Consider the following 16893-nt stretch of genomic DNA (forward strand, 5'->3'; position numbering starts at 1 on the left):
AAGGTGCTATAGTTTCAAATCTTTATAGATAAGAATCTATTATTCTTTAATCACGAACCTATGCTAAACCAATGCCCAATAAACTTCCTATCTGATATACAAGCATAGATACAATCCAAGCTACACCGCATTGATAAGCCACAGTAAACAAAGTCCATTTCCATGAATCCAACTCTTTTTTTGCTGTAGCAATTGCTGCGAAGCAAGGGGCATAAAGCAGAACGAATACCATTAATGAATAGGCTGCCAATGGAGTAAAATGAGCTTCGAGTGCTGCTCCCAAGGCCCCGGTCAATTCCTCCAGCTCCTGACCAATATAAAGAATGCCTAATGTACCTACAACTGCTTCTTTTGCCACTAAGCCAGCAAGTAATGCGGCTCCAATTTGCCAATGAATCTCTGTGGTTCCTTTAATCACGCCAAAGCCATTTAAGGTAAACAGAGGAGCCAGCCACCCGCCAATGATACCGAAAATACTATCGGCAGAGTCTTCAACCATCTGCAGGGAGAAATCGAAGGTTTGGCAGAACCAAATGATCACCATCATTGAGAGTAAAACTGTACCAACTTTTATAACATATCCTTTTGCCTTATCCCAGGTATGAATAAGAACAGATTTGATACTAGGAATCCGATAGGGAGGAAGCTCCATCACGAAGGGAGGCGCCTCCCCTTTAAATACGGTACGGTTTAATAAAACGCAGGACAGCATGGCCACCACCACACCTAAAGCATAGATGCTAAACACGATGGTTCCTTGATTTGATGCAAAAAAAGCTCCTGCAAATACGGCATATACCGGTATTCTGGCCCCGCAAGACATAAAGGGCATGAGTGTGATTGTCAGCCGTCTGCTTTTTTCATCCTCTAGGGTTCTTGTACCCATGATAGCAGGTATTGCGCAACCATAACCCATCAGCAGCGGAACAAATGCTTTTCCTGACAGCCCAAAGGGTCTGAATACTCTATCCATTACAAAAGCAACCCTTGCCATATATCCGCTGTCTTCCAATAGAGAAAGACATAAAAACAATAACAGAATTAAAGGCAAAAAGCCTAGTAGTGCTCCTAAACCTGCAAATATACCATCGACCACAAGACTCATCAGAATATCTGAAACTCCGATTCTTTCCAGAAAACCTGCTACTGCTTCTGGTACCACTTCGCCGGTAAACTCCGCAAAAGGGTCTGCAATGGCTGTACCGATAGGTCCTAAAGCAATTTGAAAAATTGCATACATCACTAGAAAAAATATAGGCAGGCCTAATATGCGGCTTGTAACGATATTGTCAATTTTATCGGAGAAAGAAAGCTCTTCTTGTTTTCTGCCTTTTTTAATATGCTTTGAAACAATTTCACTGATGTAGCGATACCTTAAATCAGCGATTATGGTTTCTGTTTCTTCTTCAGCTTTTCCTTCCTCTGCTGCTGCTATTTCATCAATCGCCTTTGAAAACCCCTGGTCTAATTTTAATTTGTCCTTTATAATGCTGTCTTTCTCCAGTAATTTTATTGCATAATAGAGGGTATTGCCGTATCCGGATTTTTTTAGAATTTCTCTAATACCTTCAATGGCATCTCCCAGCTGGGTCTTCTCTAATGCCGTTTTACCATGAGGCTTAGGATTTTTTGCAAATGCTACTGCTCTCTCAAGGAGTTCCTTAATCCCTTGTCCCTTTACAGCAGTGATTGGAATTACCGGCACACCCAGTTCTTTCTCCAATCCTTCAGTGTTGATTACATCACCATGCTTATTAACCTCATCCATCATATTCAACGCAATTACCATGGGTATTCCAAGTTCAATCAGTTGTGTTGTCAGGTAAAGATTTCGTTCAATATTTGTGGCATCTACGATATTAATAATAAGGTCCGGTGCCTCTTGTGAAAGATAATCCCGTGCAATTACTTCCTCCGGTGTATAGGGTGAAAGTGAATAAATGCCGGGTAAGTCAATAATATGAATATCTTCTTTTGTTTTTTTACACTTTCCTTCTTTTCGCTCTACTGTAACACCAGGCCAGTTCCCTACATGTGCGTTACTTCCGGTTAAATTATTAAAAAGCGTTGTTTTCCCGCTATTTGGGTTTCCCGCTAATGCAAAACGGTAAGCCATCTTTTCTCCCCCTTATTCATTATATCTTTTCTACCGTAACCTGATCGGCCTCAGCTTTTCTAATACTCAACTCATAGCCCCTTACGTTTACTTCAATGGGATCTCCTAGGGGTGCCACCTTTTTCATAATAATCTTGGCACCGGGTGTTATACCCATATCCATGAGCCTTCTCCGAATCGGTCCACTGCCGCCAATACTTTTGATGATGCCGCTTTCATTAGGTTTTAAGTCTTTTAAAGAAACTACCATAATAATCCCCCTTAAGTGATATTCATAATGATTTGATATCAAAATTCATTATCATTTGAAGTGTAAAATTTTTTTGTCCTATACCCGCACGAAAAGTTGTTGGGCAACACCTTTGTTTAGGGCCACCCTCGATCCTTTAATGCATACAATTAAATCACCATTTACTTCAGCCAATACGGATATGGCTGTACCTGGTAAAATTCCTAACCCTTCAAGAAACTTTTTCGTAGCCTCCTTGGCTACACATTTATTGACAACCGCTTCCTTCCCTATAGGCAACATGGTTAGAGGCATAGACTTCCCTCCTTATTAATATTTTAATAACGATAATCATTATCATAACATGCTTTAAAAAAATACTATTCTGAATGATTCTGAACAGTAATGATTAATCCTTAACACCCCATTCCATTGGGCATTTCATTTTAATGAAGGCTCGGCTTAGGATAATGTCTACAGCTTCCATTATATGTATATATAACCGGTATGGAACGCAACTTTGCTGTAATTGTATCATGATTTTTTCTTAACTGTCAATATTTTATAAAAAGAATACATTTTTGCTATAGGTTTACGCATCTATAACAAGATGTTATTTTGAGGAGCAGCGCTAGGTGTCTGCCTGCTTTTTTGGGATCCCACCTAGGTCTGCTCCTGCATGTATTTTTCATTTTAATGGTATAAATCTATATAGATGTCATAGGCGTCAACTTAACCCATAATTTGTCATCCTGAGCGGAGTAAAACGGAGTCGAAGGATCTTTAAGCTAGATGATATATTCTGATAATCAAAAGTAATCTTGCTTATGTTCTATAAGATTCTTCGCTAACGCTCAGAATGACATGCTTCTAAGGTTTATTTGGAAATAATTGGATTACGTTGACGCCTATGATATAGATGTGTGATTAAGAAATCTACCCTTCAGCTTTACAGCATAGAGACCCTTTCTTTAGAAAATCTCATAGTCATACAGAAATGGGTACATCAGCTGCCGCATAATCCATAATCCAAATGCTTTTAATAAACTTAAGATTCTTGCATTATATTATACTCATGAAGTTTCTCATGCTACATCAGGGATAAACCCGTCAAATTGTGCTCTGTATAATCTGGCATAAATGCCATTGTTATTTAGCAAGGTTTCATGACTGCCCTCTTCAACAATACCTTCGTCGGTCAGCACCATAATACGGTCGGCCTTCCGGATGGTAGCCAGGCGGTGGGCGATGATCAGGGTAGTACGGTTTTCTGATAGCTGGTACAGGGACTCCTGGATTACCTGCTCTGTTTCATTGTCTAAAGCAGAGGTAGCCTCATCCAAAATCAGGATAGGAGGATTCTTTAGAAAAATCCTGGCAATGGACAACCGCTGTTTTTGTCCCCCCGATAGCTTTACGCCACGCTCACCGATATAGGTTTCATAGCCCTTTTCAAGGCTCATAATAAATTCATGGGCGTTAGCCAGCTTTGCAGCCGCTATGATTTCTTCATCGCTGGCGCCTATTTTCCCATAGGCAATGTTTTCTCTGATAGTGCCTGAAAACAGGAATACATCCTGTTGTACAATACCGATATTATCCCGCAGAGACTTTTGTGTGATTTTTCTTATATCCATCCCGTCTATCCGAATACTCCCGTGGTCAATCTCGTAGAATCGGGGGATGAGGCTGCAAAGAGTCGTCTTTCCGCCGCCGGAAGGTCCCACTAAAGCTACGGTTTCTCCAGCCTTTATTTGAAGGGTGATATCACGGAGAACATCTTTTTTCTCATTATAGCTAAAGGTTACATTTTCAAATCGGATATCCCCCTGAATTCTCCCTACGGTCACAGCATCTTTGTCATCCCGGATGTCCGGCTGAATATCCAAGGTCTCTGTAAAACGGTTAAAGCCAGCCATTCCTTTTTGGAAATTCTCCACCAGAGTAGTGATTCTGCGGATAGGCTGCAGAAACATATTGACATACAATATAAAGCCTATCAACTCCCCAACCGTTAATTGATCATAGTAAATGAATATTCCGCCAAAAATTACTACCACCAAACTGATCAGGTTAGAAAAGAAGTTAATCCCCGAAAAAAACTGGGCCATTACCCTAAATGCGATTTCCCTGGATATCCGGAAGTTGGCATTGCCCACTTCAAACTTCTCTTCCTCATACCATTCATTGGTAAAGGACTTAACCACTCTGACTCCGGAAATGCTGTCTTCTACCTGAGCATTAATATCTGCCACTTTTAGGCGCATTTCTTTAAAGGCCTTTTGCATATGCTTATTCTTTGAGATAGCAAACCAGAGCATGATGGGTACTATGGTAAAGGTTATCAAGGCTAAAGGCCAGTGAACTGTTAGCAGGATAATAAAAGCACCGACTAAGGTCACCGTAGCAATAAATAAATCCTCGGGACCATGATGGGCCAGCTCTGAGATCTCGTTTAAATCATTGACCAGCCTGGACATGATGTGACCGGTCTTCGTATTATCAAAGTAGGTAAAGGAAAGCTTATGGATGTGGTTAAACAAATCCTTCCGCATGTCATATTCCATGCGGACTCCCAGTACATGTCCGTAATAATCTACCACATAGTTTAAAAAATATCTTAATATATACAGTATCAACAGTCCCACACCTATGCTCAGCATTAAAGTAAGATTTTTGCCGGGCAAAACATCATCAATTAACTTTCCTACAACAATAGGAAATACCAAATCCAAGCCCGCCATCATAAAAGCACATCCAAAGTCTAGAAAAAACAATGGTAAATGGGCACGATAATATTTGGAAAATCTGCGAATCATATATTATACTCCTTCCCCTGTAGTTATTTCGTTTTTCTAAATACCCCTCAAATATTATAACATATCTTTTTTTGATCCTATCACACTTCTTTTTCTGCTGCATAAAATAATTATTAACGCTACAAAATGAGTAGGTGAAAAGACATGAAGGCTGTTCATAGCTACCGGGACTATGTTGTTGGTGCCGATACACAGATTCCTTTGGTGAATGGGCAAATGACAAAAGCCATAAATTTTGACAATGCAGCTACAACCCCGCCCTTTGTCTCTGTTATAAAAGCTATCGTAGATTTTTCTCCCTGGTACTCCTCTATCCACCGGGGTACAGGATACAAATCTCAGTTTTCCTCGATGCTCTATGAAGAAGCAAGGAAGATGGTTTGCAATTTTGTTAGAGCCGATCAAGGTTCTCAAATTGTTATTTTCGTAAAAAATACTACAGAAGCCATCAACAAGCTCTCCTACCGTCTATGCAGCAAAGCAGAAGATAATGTTGTTTTATCCTCTTGCATGGAGCACCACTCCAATGACCTGCCTTGGCGGGATAAATATAAGGTGGATTATATCGATATCGATCAACAGGGCAGATTGTCCCTTCTGGATTTAGAAGCAAAGCTAACCTGCTATAAGGGTCGTGTTAAGCTGGTTGCAGTAACAGGTGCCTCCAATGTGACAGGCTACCGCAATCCTATCCACCAAATAGCTGAGATGGTTCACCGACATGGGGCCAGAATCCTTGTGGACGGTGCCCAGCTGATCCCCCATGCTCCTTTTGACATGAAGCCTGCAGATTCTCCGGAGCATATTGATTTCTTAGTATTCTCCGCCCATAAAATGTATGCACCCTTTGGTATTGGTGTGCTCATAGGCCCAAAATCCGTTTTTGAAGAAAGCTGCCCCGATTATCAGGGAGGGGGTACTGTTGACCTGGTCACCCATGACTATATACGTTGGGCACCGCCTCCACAGAAAGAGGAAGCTGGTACACCCAATGTAATGGGTGTTGTGGCTTTGATGGAATCGATGCGTACCCTCTCCAGGCTCGGGATGCATCAAATAGATCGGCATGAAACCTCCCTTTTATACTATGGACTTGAGAAGCTCCGCAGAATTCGCGGTATCGAACTGTTAGGAAGCCATGAACATCAAAATCGTGTGGCCATTATTCCTTTTAATATTTCCGGCATTCCTCACGGCACAACCGCAGCCATACTCTCCTATGAAGGAGGCATAGCGGTCAGAAGCGGCTGCTTTTGTGCTCAGCCCTATGTACAGCGCCTGCTAAAGATTCCTCCTGAGGAAATCAAGGGGAGAATTGATGATCCCCAGGCACCTCACCCCGGCGTAGTACGGATTAGCTTTGGATTATATAATACCCGTGAGGAAATAGATGTCCTGGCTGCTTTATTGCAGCACATAGTACTTCATAAAAAAGCTTATTTGAATAAATACCAAACCATCTCCCCTCCTATTCATTAGTTGTTTGTTTTCTTCACTGCCCTTCCTTCGAAGGGTTATTTTCTGTTCATTTTCTGATATAATTCAGCTTTTGGGACACAATAATCTTATTAGATAAAAGAAAAGGGAGTGGCATCATTTTGAATAAAAAGATGAATCTGCTGATGTTTAGCGGAGACTATGACAAAGCTTTGGCAGCATTGATTTTAGCAAACAGTGCACGGGAAATGGATGTTGAAGTAACCATGTTCTTCTCTTTTTGGGGTCTTTTCCTGCTGCGCAATCCGGAAACCTTTACCTTAGAGGAAAAAAGTGTCTACGAAAAAATGTTTAGTATGATGACTCCAAAGGGCCCTGAAGATCTTCCCCTTTCCAAAATGAATATGAGCGGCATCGGCAAGCAGATGCTTTTAGAAATGATGGATGACAATGAAGCGCCCCATCTCTCTGATTTTCTAAAGGGTGCATTGAAAAAAGGGGTTAAATTCTATGGTTGCAAGCTGTCCATGGAAATCATGGGCTTTAAGCAAGAAGAAATGATCCCAGAGCTGGAAATCGTAGATGCAAAGGAATATTTGAAAGATGCTTTAGAAGCAGATATGCAGCTATTTATTTGAGGCATAGAAATACCTCCTATCGCTATAGGAGGTATTTCTATGCTTTATTTGATCAGTTTTCCATAGAATATATTAAAGCCTTCTGCTTTTTTCTCCAGTTTATATCCAATAAAGCCCTTTTTCAGCAGCACCTGCTGTTTTTCAATATCACTGTTTGAGAGGACTATCTTTTCGGTAAAATCTATACTATAAGGTTTTCGAATATCTCTAGCCAATAAAAACCTTAATTTACCTTCATATACGCCGCCGCGATTCTTTAAATCTCTTATAACCAAATCTGCATCCATTACATTTTTTAAGCTGGGATAATTGTAGGGAGAAATGGTAGAAAAAACATGAAAATATCCTAATTCATCTATCAGTGGAATCGTATGATTTAACAGTCTGGCCTGCAGCCTATTTCCTCGATATTGGGGATGTACAACAGTAGCTTCTAAAATTGAAACCTTATTGAGTTCATCTTCAGGAAGATCTGTCTCTCTGCCCAGATTGTACTCACTATCCGGCTTAGGAAAAGAAATATTCCGATAGGCAATCAGCTTTCCTTCCACAAAAACACCAATCATCTTCCCTCTTTCCGGCGCCAGAATCTCCTCACGCATAAAAGCTTCTGAATCTGCCACAAAGGTTTGTACATTTTCTAAGGTACTGCTTACATAGGCCTGTAGGGCCAATACCTCTTCTAGGTAGGTTTCATCGATTAGCATCATTTCATAGGGTACTCTGACTTGTCTTTCTCCCTCATGCTTATTTAAAATTCCTTGCTCCATGATAGGCTTTGTCCGGTGAATCCTTTCTTTCATAGGCAGTTCAACGATCCTGCTGCTATGTTCCATTAAGTTTTTCATTATTGTTCCTCCTTTATTAAACTTCCTCTCCTCATCTCCTTCTACTCGGCAGTCTTGTCTACTATATTTATTTCTCTTTTTTCCCCATTATTCCTCTGATTAATCATTTTTTCATTTTCTTCTTTTTCATAAAAATTGGGAACAGTGAAAAAGCTGCCAGTATAACAAATATTCCTATGATTTTAGGAGAAAACAATTCCCTGCTGGATTGAATATTGCCCAGGTTTTTTCCCACAACCGCATAAACCACTGATCCGGGAAGACTTCCTAAAGCGGTTGCCCATAAAAAGGTCTTAGCCGATACATTGGTAACCCCCGCCACAATGTTAATCAAGAAAAAAGGGAGAATAGGAATAAACCTCACAGTCAGCAAATAGTTTTTCCCGTAATTGTCCAGCTCTCGATTGAGCTTTGAAATCTTTTTTCCGTACTTCCTGTAGACCCAATCTTTCCCCAGATACCTAGCCACTAAAAAACAAAAAACAGCTCCTCCTGTGGCGCCGATATTTACATAGAGGATAGCAGGCAGAATGCCAAATAAAAATCCCCCTGCAAGATTTAACAGAATGGCACCGGGAATCGCAGTAGCAGCCACAAGAATATAGAGCAAAATATATCCTATCACGGAAATGACATAATGCTGTTCTACATAATTCTTTAACATTTCTTTATTTTGCTGTAGATTTTCCAGGGTAATCCAGTGGGCCAGCCGGGTTTGACTGAGTATGAGGGAGGCTGCCATTATAAACAGAAGCAGCCATCCCGTTTTGTCATATTGTTTAATGGATTTCATTTCCTTCTCCTAAAGGTAAAAAATTCTCCAATAAAAGGGCTCGAACCGGTGCTGCTTCAGCTTCCGGAACCAATAAGGGAGGAGCAATGAGAAAATACTCACCCTCATGGACTTCCGACAGTCTCAAACCCTCCAGTATAACGATCTCTGCCCCCAACAGGATTTTATGGGTGGCATGGTTAGGCTGCGCCCTCTCAATACCAAGGGCATCAATCCCTACCCCAACAACTCCCTTTTCAAGTAAGTAAGCGGCACCGAAGTCATCTAGATAAATGAATTCAAAATCAAAAGCTTCTTTATAGGAGTTTTGCGTCTTAAAGAGCAAAAAATCTCCTGCCTGAATCTGCTTTTTCTCTAAATCAGTCTTTGATATCTTCTCAGAAACCGCTGTAAAATCCAATACCTTGCAGGGTCTGATGACTTTGCTTAAGTCCAGGGACTGGATCCTTTCCCCCCCCTCAAGCATATGCAGCGGCATATCCAGATGGGTTCCGGTATGCATCTCCAGTGAAAGCCTAGACTCATAGGCAGAAGAATTCTTATAATCTCTTATTATTTCCAGCTTTGGCCTTTTTTCTTCCTTATTTTTATAAACCGGCATATCCTGATGAATCGGCATAGAGATATCATAAATTTTCATAACAATGCACCCTCCTCTATAGGTTCCACCATCGGTGCCCGCTTCTCTCAATCAACTGCTGAGCCCCTTCCGGGCCCCATCCTCCCGGCAAATATTCCTCTACTAAGGCAGCTTCGCAGCTGCTAGAAATTTCATCGATAAGCCGCCATGCATTCTCCACCTCATCCCAACGGGTAAAGCGTGATGCATCCCCATCCATAACATCCAGCAGCAATTTTTCATAGGCTTCCGGTGAGTTGTTTTCCAGGTTGCAGTTTTGACAGAAATTCATGCCCACAGGAAGGATTTGCTGGAGATTTCCTGGTTTTTTCGCATTAAACTGCAACAGCGTCCCCTCCTCCGGCTGGATTTTAATGACTAGCAAATTAGGATTGCAGCCGCTTTCACATTCCTTATAGAAAGTTTTATCGGGCTGCTTAAATTGTATCACTACTTGTGAGGTCTTCTGCTGCAGCTTCTTGCCCGTGCGAATATAAAAGGGCACCCCCTTCCAACGATCACAGTCTAAAAACAGCTTTAGGGCTACGTAGGTTTCCGTAGTAGATTGGGGTGATACTTTTTCCTCCATATGGTAACCCCGGTATTGCCCTAGCGCTACATGCTGATGAACTATAGAGTCCTTTGGAAAGTGAATAGCCTTTAATATTTTCACTTTTTCGTCCCGTATGGCTTCTGCCTCATTTTTTCCCGGAGGCTCCATGGCCGTTATGGCCAGCAGCTGAAGCAAGTGGTTCTGTACCATATCCCTCAGAGCCCCTGCTTTCTCATAATAACCACCCCTGCTGCCTACACCTTCTGTTTCTGCCGCCGTAATCTGTATATGATCGATATATTGATGATTCCACAAGGGCTCAAAAATGGTGTTGGCAAATCGGATCACCATGATATTCTGAATCATTTCTTTACCCAAATAATGATCAATCCGGTAAGTATCCTGTTCTGAAAAAACCTTTCCGATTCTGTTATTCAGCTGCTGGGCAGAAGCTAAATCCTGTCCAAAGGGTTTTTCTATGACCACCCGCTGCCAGCATCCCCTTTTAGCTGTTACTCCATGTTCCTTCAGCTTTTCTACAATGGGTGCAAAATTCTCCGGAGAAACTGCCAAATAGTATAGGCGGTTTCCTCTTGTATGATGAACTTGATCCATCTGCTGCAAATCTGCCTTCAGGCTTTCATAGCCGTCTCCCTCATCAAAGGAGAAAGCCCGATAATATATTTTCTCGCACAATTGATCCCATATTGTTTTGTCCATGGGAAACCTTGAATACTTTAGCACCGACTGATACAGTTCTTCCCGATATTCTTCGTTATTTTTTTTCTGTCTCCCCACAGATATCACTGCAAAGCCCTCTGGAAGCATTTCTTGGTACATCAGGTGGTATAAAGCAGGAATCAGCTTTCGGTGGGTTAGATCCCCAGTCCCTCCAAATATAATCATGCTGCAGGATTGATTTATGATCAAAATCATCGTCCCCCTTATGCCTTCTCAACACTATGCCCGCCAAATTGATATCTTAATCCGGCAATCAATTTTCCTGAGAAAGTATCCTGTTGCTCTGAGCGATACCTAACAAACAAAGAGTCTGTTATTACAGGAGCAGGCACTTTTAGCCGCAAGGCCTCTTCAACAGTCCAAAGCCCCTCTCCGGAAGAATGAATCACGCCTTTAATGCTTTTTAAGGAAGGATCTTCTTCAAATACCTTTTGGGTTAATTCCATAAGCCATCCCCGGATGACAGAGCCATGGTTCCAAACCTGGGCAATCTGTTTATAATCAAAATCAAAACCGCTTTTTTCTAAAATTTCAAAGCCTTCACCAATGGCCTGCATCATACCGTATTCGATCCCATTGTGGATCATCTTGACATAGTGTCCTGTACCAGGCTTTCCTACATGGGCATAGCCCTTCTCTAAGCAGACATCTTGAAAAATCGGTTTCAGATAATCAAATACTTCCTCTGTCGCGCCAATCATCATGCAGGCTCCATTTCGTGCCCCCTCGACGCCTCCGCTGGTGCCTACATCTACGTAGTCAATCCCTTCCATCTTCAGCCGTTCAGCCCTGCGGAGCGTATCCAAATAGTTGGAGTTTCCCCCATCGATCAGGATATCTCCCTGTTTTAAAAGGGGTATAAGGGATTCTATCAGAATATCTATCATCGGCCCGGCAGGAATCATCATCCACAGGATTTTTCTTCCCTCCAAACTTCCAGTCAGCGTTTCTAATGAAAAAGCCCCCTTTATTCCCTCTTCCTCTTCAATCTTCTTGATTTTATCAGTACTTCGGTTGTAAGCAATTACCTCATGGCCCCGGTCCCTTAGATTCAATGCCAAGTTATAACCCATCTTCCCCAAACCAATCAATCCTATTTTCAATCTTCCCACTCCCTTTTATGTATTAATTCCTGGCTTTACATACTTAATACATTCATATCCCCAGGCAGGTATTTTAAACATTCCTTTTATGCCGGAATCCTCTACTTTCTAGGTTATGCAGCAATCCCATAAAACTTTCATCTGACGTCTACAAACAGCAAAAGCAGCCTCCCTAATGAAGCTGCTTCAGACTGATAATAAAGTAATATTTACAAGCAAACTCCTCATAAGCTTCCGCACAGCGACTTTGACGAGGTCACTTTTTTCAACATATTATTTCAGAGAAAGTGGCCTTGTCACGGAGTCGAGAGGATCTTAGGAGGGGGTTGCCAACTACTATGCCTATGAAAACTGTTCTACCGAAGCAGTGCCAGGATCAATACCCCTAAAACAATCCGGTAATAGCCAAAGGGCTTAAAATCCTTTCTCCGAATGTATCCCATAAACAGAGATATCACCACCAGAGCTACCAAGAAGGATACCACAAAACCGATGCCTAAAAGCACCCATTGTTCGCCGGTCATCATCGTTGCAGACTTGAGCAAGGAGTAACCGGAGGCGGCGGCCATGGTCGGAATAGCTAAAAAGAAGGAAAATTCTGCTGCCACATTTCGTGACGTTCCCAGGGCCATAGCCCCGATAATCGTCGCTGCAGATCTGGAGGTTCCGGGAATCATGGCCAGACATTGGAAGATCCCAATGAGAAAAACTGTTCCATATCCTAATTCTTCTAAGTAATTGATACGATAGCTCTTTCTGCGGCGTTCCATCCCTATTAGAATCACGCCCCCAACCACCAGGGCAATGGCAACAGTATAGGGATTGAAAAGATATTCTTCTATCAGGTCTGCAAAAAGTGCGCCTAATACCAATGCGGGGATCACCCCTACGACGGTTTTCTTCCATAAGTTCCAGATATCTCTACGCTGCCGCAGAGTCTTATTTCTTGAAAAAGGAATCAATTTATCATGAAAATATATTACAACCGACAGGATGGCTCCCAGCTGGATGACTACGTTAAACATATTTCCAAAACTACCCTCTAAATTAAACCATTGATTTGCAATGATAAGATGGCCGGTAGAGGATATGGGCAGAAACTCTGTAAACCCCTCAATAATCCCCAATATGACAGCCGTAATGATTTTCTCCATCTTCAACACCCTTTCCGTATTCCCGATAACACCGTTATTATATCCATCGGGAAATGTTGTCTTTATAACTCAGTCAATTTATTATAACAAATATATGCAGCTTAAACCTTTAAAAATATAAAATTGGTATATTTTTCATATCATGCTTGTCCCGAGGAAAACGTTTTTTCTGAAAATTTTAAATATTGTAAAATTTGCTATTGACACTGCTTATAATCCCTGATACAATACATTTAATCGAAATATTTTCACGTGATGAAGGAGAAAAGTATTTTGAATACCAGTCCCAGAGAGTCGGTGGCTGCTGTAAACCGATACTGGTTCTTGATACGAATCACTCCTGAGCAGTATCTGCGAAAGCCAACCCAGTAGTGGATACCGGCTAGCCTCGATATCGGCTTAGGTTTTTATGAACCGAAGAAAGGGGCATTTCTCTTTGATCAGACAGAAATGCAAAGCAGGTGGTACCGCGGGTGAACAGCTCGTCCTTGCAATATAGATTTATTGTAAGGATGGGCTTTTTATATGGGTAGGACATGGAAAGGGGGAATTTAAATAGGACTTAAGGAGTTTTATATAGGCTTTTCAGCAACAACAAACAATCACAAGAATGGAGGAATTTCTATGGCAATGGCTCAAATGAAAAATGAAAACAATGAGGTAGTTTTAAAAGAACAAAAACAGCAGGACAAAAACTGTGCTGCTGTAAAAGAATTGCATACAAAAGCCTATGAGCAAACAAACAGCTACTCAGTGAATTATTGGGGCGCCGGTTCTAAAGCCGACGAGCTTTGTTGGGATCTGTGCTGGGACTAATCCTTCTATTTGCTTAATTGCATATTTATAGTATTGATGCAATGCCTTCATCAAAATCTTAGCGTGCTGCTAAGTTTTTTTTTTCTTTTTTTGTTATGAGTGATCTGACTGGAGGTGCAGCTTGTCCACAAGTTTTCTCAAGTCCCGCTCCAGTTTACTGTTGTTTCCCTCTTTGGGCAGCTTTATAGGTAAGTGTAAAGAAAATAAATTCTTTCTCTTTCCTTGCAGATAATGATATAAAATCTGTGCCTCATCGATGGCCTCATGCTCTAGTGGTTTTCTTTCCCTTTTATGCCTTTTCTTTAGTTGAGGGTAAATAAATTCCCGCAGCTCTTCTATGACAGCTTCTATGCTTTTTCCATCCAATGATATTCTCCTTTTTTGCCACAGCCTGTAATCGCGGATAAAAAAAGCCTTCACCTGTTTCTCATCAATCCGTTCCATTGCCAGTATATCTTTTATATCTTCCACAGCGCCTAAGGCCTTTTGCCGTTTTTTCAGCATATTTGCAACAGCTAATTCATCGCGATAGATTGCTGCTTTATGGTATTCCTGTCTGGCTGCAGCCTCCATCATTTTTTCCTGCAATAATGTCAGCAGACTAGAGTCCCTCCCCTCCAGAAATGAGACTGCCCTTTCAATTTCTTGGCTGTAAGCCTCCGGGTCAGTGTCCTCTCTACAGGGTCCCAGACAGTTGTTTAACTGATAGTTTAAACATCCCTCTCTTTTCCTTTCAGAGTGACTGCTGCATCTTCTGACTGAATAATACTTGTGAATTAGTTCCAGGATTTGCTCTGCCATGCTTCTTTTGGTAAAGGGGCCGAAGCAGCGGTCATAACCCTCCGGATCGTAAACAACGGAAAGCTTTGTATGTTTCTCCATAGAGAGACAAATATACACATAGCCCTGGTCATTCTTCATTAAACGATTGTAAAAGGGCTTTATTTCCTTAATCAGCCTGCATTCCAGCACCAAAGCCTCCAATTCTGTATCTGTAACGATATACTGAAAATCCTTCACCACGCCCATCATACGTACAACCTTTGGAGAATGGGCCTTGTTGTTTTGAAAATATTGCTTCACCCGCTGTCTTAGGTTTTTAGATTTCCCCACATAGACAATATGATCCATTGCATCCTTCATAAGGTAAACTCCCGCCTTCTCCGGCAGCAGTTTTGCCTTTTCTTTCAGGTTCAATCCTAACCACTCCCTGATTGTTTTTTGAATATATTTTACTAGTATATGCAAACCCTGCACCTGTCTGTTTTTCTGAGAGATTATAAATCCTTCTCTAAGACTTTTTATTTTTTAGGAACAAGTGGCCGGGTCTATCCTTTTACGGAACACCACAGGGGAAGGCCACTGAAAAAGTCAAAAATACGGCAAAAATTCGAGTTTGTCATCCTGAGCCCAGCGAAGGATCTGAGTAATTAAGCGCTTTTAAAGATTCTTCATTCCACTTCGTTTCACTCAGAATGACAGAACCTGAACTTTTTCAGTGGCCTCCACAGGGGGTGTTCCCTACATTTATCTTTTAGCATTTCAACTATCGCCGTCACTTAAATGTACTGATAAAGATTGGTAAATACCGCAACAGGCCATTCACCCGTGTGCTTTCCATGAGTGAAATCCTGGTTACCCTGAGTTCCATTGGCTGGGGATCTATTTCCTTTTCTAGATCACAGATTTTTTTATCCAGTACTACTTCCCTTCCCAAAGTAATATGAGGGGTTAATTCTTTACTCTCTCTGGAGAATCCCTGCTCCTCTAAAGCAGACTCCAGATCCTCAAACAAATCCTTTAGGGGGCGGAGTCCATCTGAGATTCCCATCCATACAATTCGCTTATTTCCTCTGGGAAACTCTCCTAATGGTCCCAGTTTCATTGTAAAGGCTGTTTTACCCTTCACAGCCCTCTCCATAGCTGCACTTATCTTTTCAAGCCCTTGGAGATCAGCTTCGCCAATAAACCGCAAAGTTAAATGTAAGTTCTCTGTTCTTGTAAAGTTTCCCTTCTTGCTGTACTTCTGGAGGATACTCTGTTGCTGGCTTAGATATTGTTTTATTTCATCCTCCAGCTCTATGGCAATAAATACGCGCATTTTCTTCATCCTCTTTTCTATATAGATGTGTGATTAAGAAATTTAACATTCAATGGAACGGCACAGAGACCGTTCCCTACACAAATCTCAATAGAAATGTAGGGATCGACGCCCTCGTCGTTCCGAATATTCATTAGAATTCTCAGTCATGTATTTATATTAAAGCCATTTTAGAAACTATAGCGATAGCCTCCTACCATTAGGATAGCATATTTTTTAATATTCTATGGGTCTAAACCTGTTTTTTCTAATCTAATTCTAATCTTTCTTTAAGAATCCTCTAATCGGTGCCGCTTATAATAAAAGCATGGAAAGGGAAAATCCTTCTAAAGCATTGCTTTGGCAACTCAGAGAGGGTTTCCTAAAAAAAATAAACGGAGGGATCTATTATGAGTATTACATTGGAAAAAATTGATTTATTGAGGGAAAGGGCAAACGTAAGCTACCAGGATGCCAAGGAAGCACTAGAACGCTGCAACAATGATATCGTAGATGCACTTGTATACTTAGAGCAGGGTCATAAGGTAAAACCGGAGAAAAAGGCTTCCTGTGAAAGTAAATTCTGCAGCAAGGTTAAAACCGTGATCAAAAAAGGAAATGAAACAAAGCTGGTTATCGCAGGAAAAGAGGATAATCTGATCAACATTCCTATGACTGCTGCAGTATTGATCACCATCGTAGCGACTCCCGTTGTCATCGTAGGTATTCCTGTAGCACTTCTGACCAATCACAAAATACGAATCGAAAAAAAAGACGGTAAAGATATAGAGGTCAATCAAATTTTGAATAAAATGTCCTCTGCAGTCAGCAGCGCAGCAGAAAAATTTACTTCTGAGGATCAACCGGCAGAAGAGAAGCATTAACCTACATAAACGTGTAGGTTTTTTCTTTAAGTTAAAGGTTTTATCTATGTTTTCTGTGAAAAA

Annotated in this window: 16 protein-coding genes and 1 other annotated feature; of the genes, 4 read left to right on the forward strand and 12 right to left on the reverse strand. The window is 41.3% G+C overall.

The genetic code is table 11. The annotated features are described in order from the left end of the window. Nucleotides 1-58: 58 nt before the first annotated feature. From feoB to BUB56_RS04490, 4 genes are all read right to left on the reverse strand, one after another. Nucleotides 59-2116, reverse strand: a complete 2058-nt coding sequence (gene feoB, locus BUB56_RS04475; RefSeq protein ID WP_110940177.1) for a ferrous iron transport protein B — start codon at nt 2114-2116, stop codon at nt 59-61. 19 nt (nt 2117-2135) lie between these two features. Beyond that, entirely contained in the window at nt 2136-2366 is a 231-nt protein-coding gene (locus BUB56_RS04480) for a FeoA family protein (RefSeq protein ID WP_110940178.1), read from the reverse strand. 78 nt (nt 2367-2444) lie between these two features. Further along, a complete protein-coding gene (locus BUB56_RS04485; RefSeq protein WP_110940179.1) occupies nt 2445-2660 on the reverse strand; it encodes a FeoA family protein in 216 nt (71 codons plus the stop codon). Between the two features lie 770 nt (nt 2661-3430). Then, nucleotides 3431-5164, reverse strand: coding sequence for an ABC transporter ATP-binding protein (locus BUB56_RS04490; RefSeq protein WP_110940180.1), 1734 nt, complete (start codon nt 5162-5164; stop codon nt 3431-3433). 144 nt (nt 5165-5308) lie between these two features. Between BUB56_RS04490 and BUB56_RS04495 the strand changes: the two genes are divergently transcribed. Next, nucleotides 5309-6643, forward strand: coding sequence for an aminotransferase class V-fold PLP-dependent enzyme (locus BUB56_RS04495; protein ID WP_110940181.1), 1335 nt, complete (start codon nt 5309-5311; stop codon nt 6641-6643). Nucleotides 6644-6762: 119 nt separating this feature from the next. Beyond that, nucleotides 6763-7239, forward strand: coding sequence for a DsrE/DsrF/DrsH-like family protein (locus BUB56_RS04500; RefSeq protein WP_110940182.1), 477 nt, complete (start codon nt 6763-6765; stop codon nt 7237-7239). Between the two features lie 44 nt (nt 7240-7283). On the opposite strand, the gene BUB56_RS04505 is transcribed toward BUB56_RS04500, so the two are convergent. The 6 genes from BUB56_RS04505 to BUB56_RS04530 form a co-directional block, all read right to left on the reverse strand. Continuing rightward, nucleotides 7284-8087, reverse strand: coding sequence for a hypothetical protein (locus BUB56_RS04505; RefSeq protein ID WP_110940183.1), 804 nt, complete (start codon nt 8085-8087; stop codon nt 7284-7286). A 103-nt stretch (nt 8088-8190) separates the two neighbouring features. After that, on the reverse strand, nt 8191-8880 hold the full coding sequence (locus BUB56_RS04510) for a TVP38/TMEM64 family protein (protein ID WP_110940184.1): 690 nt from the start codon (nt 8878-8880) through the stop codon (nt 8191-8193). After that, complete coding sequence (locus BUB56_RS04515) at nt 8867-9520, reverse strand: cyclase family protein (RefSeq protein ID WP_110940185.1); 654 nt, start codon at nt 9518-9520, stop codon at nt 8867-8869. Before BUB56_RS04515 ends, BUB56_RS04510 begins: the two co-directional genes overlap by 14 nt. Nucleotides 9521-9536: 16 nt before the next feature. Then, on the reverse strand, nt 9537-10982 hold the full coding sequence (gene zwf, locus BUB56_RS04520; RefSeq protein ID WP_207650395.1) for a glucose-6-phosphate dehydrogenase: 1446 nt from the start codon (nt 10980-10982) through the stop codon (nt 9537-9539). Between the two features lie 14 nt (nt 10983-10996). Further along, nucleotides 10997-11896, reverse strand: a complete 900-nt coding sequence (gnd, locus tag BUB56_RS04525; RefSeq protein ID WP_110940186.1) for a phosphogluconate dehydrogenase (NAD(+)-dependent, decarboxylating) — start codon at nt 11894-11896, stop codon at nt 10997-10999. A 356-nt stretch (nt 11897-12252) separates the two neighbouring features. Next, nucleotides 12253-13050 (reverse strand): undecaprenyl-diphosphate phosphatase, encoded by a 798-nt coding sequence (locus tag BUB56_RS04530; RefSeq protein WP_110940187.1) that lies wholly within the window; start codon nt 13048-13050, stop codon nt 12253-12255. Between the two features lie 246 nt (nt 13051-13296). Next, nucleotides 13297-13543, forward strand: a binding site (T-box leader). 131 nt (nt 13544-13674) lie between these two features. On the opposite strand from BUB56_RS04530, the gene BUB56_RS04535 reads away from it, so the two are divergent. After that, complete coding sequence (locus tag BUB56_RS04535; RefSeq protein WP_110940188.1) at nt 13675-13866, forward strand: hypothetical protein; 192 nt, start codon at nt 13675-13677, stop codon at nt 13864-13866. Nucleotides 13867-13959: 93 nt separating this feature from the next. Here the strand turns inward: BUB56_RS04535 and BUB56_RS04540 are convergent, their stop codons facing one another. Continuing rightward, nucleotides 13960-15063 carry a GIY-YIG nuclease family protein gene (locus BUB56_RS04540; RefSeq protein ID WP_110940189.1) on the reverse strand — a complete coding sequence of 368 codons (1104 nt, stop codon included), beginning with the start codon at nt 15061-15063 and terminating at the stop codon, nt 13960-13962. Between the two features lie 358 nt (nt 15064-15421). After that, nucleotides 15422-15967 carry an RNA 2',3'-cyclic phosphodiesterase gene (thpR, locus tag BUB56_RS04545; RefSeq protein ID WP_190014199.1) on the reverse strand — a complete coding sequence of 182 codons (546 nt, stop codon included), beginning with the start codon at nt 15965-15967 and terminating at the stop codon, nt 15422-15424. 389 nt (nt 15968-16356) lie between these two features. Here thpR and BUB56_RS04550 point away from each other — a divergent pair, with 389 nt between their 5' ends. Then, nucleotides 16357-16830, forward strand: a complete 474-nt coding sequence (locus BUB56_RS04550; protein WP_110940191.1) for a DUF4342 domain-containing protein — start codon at nt 16357-16359, stop codon at nt 16828-16830. The last annotated feature ends 63 nt before the right edge of the window (nt 16831-16893 follow it).

This window comes from Geosporobacter subterraneus DSM 17957, from assembly GCF_900142145.1.
Classification (GTDB): Bacteria; Bacillota; Clostridia; order Peptostreptococcales; family Thermotaleaceae; genus Geosporobacter; species Geosporobacter subterraneus.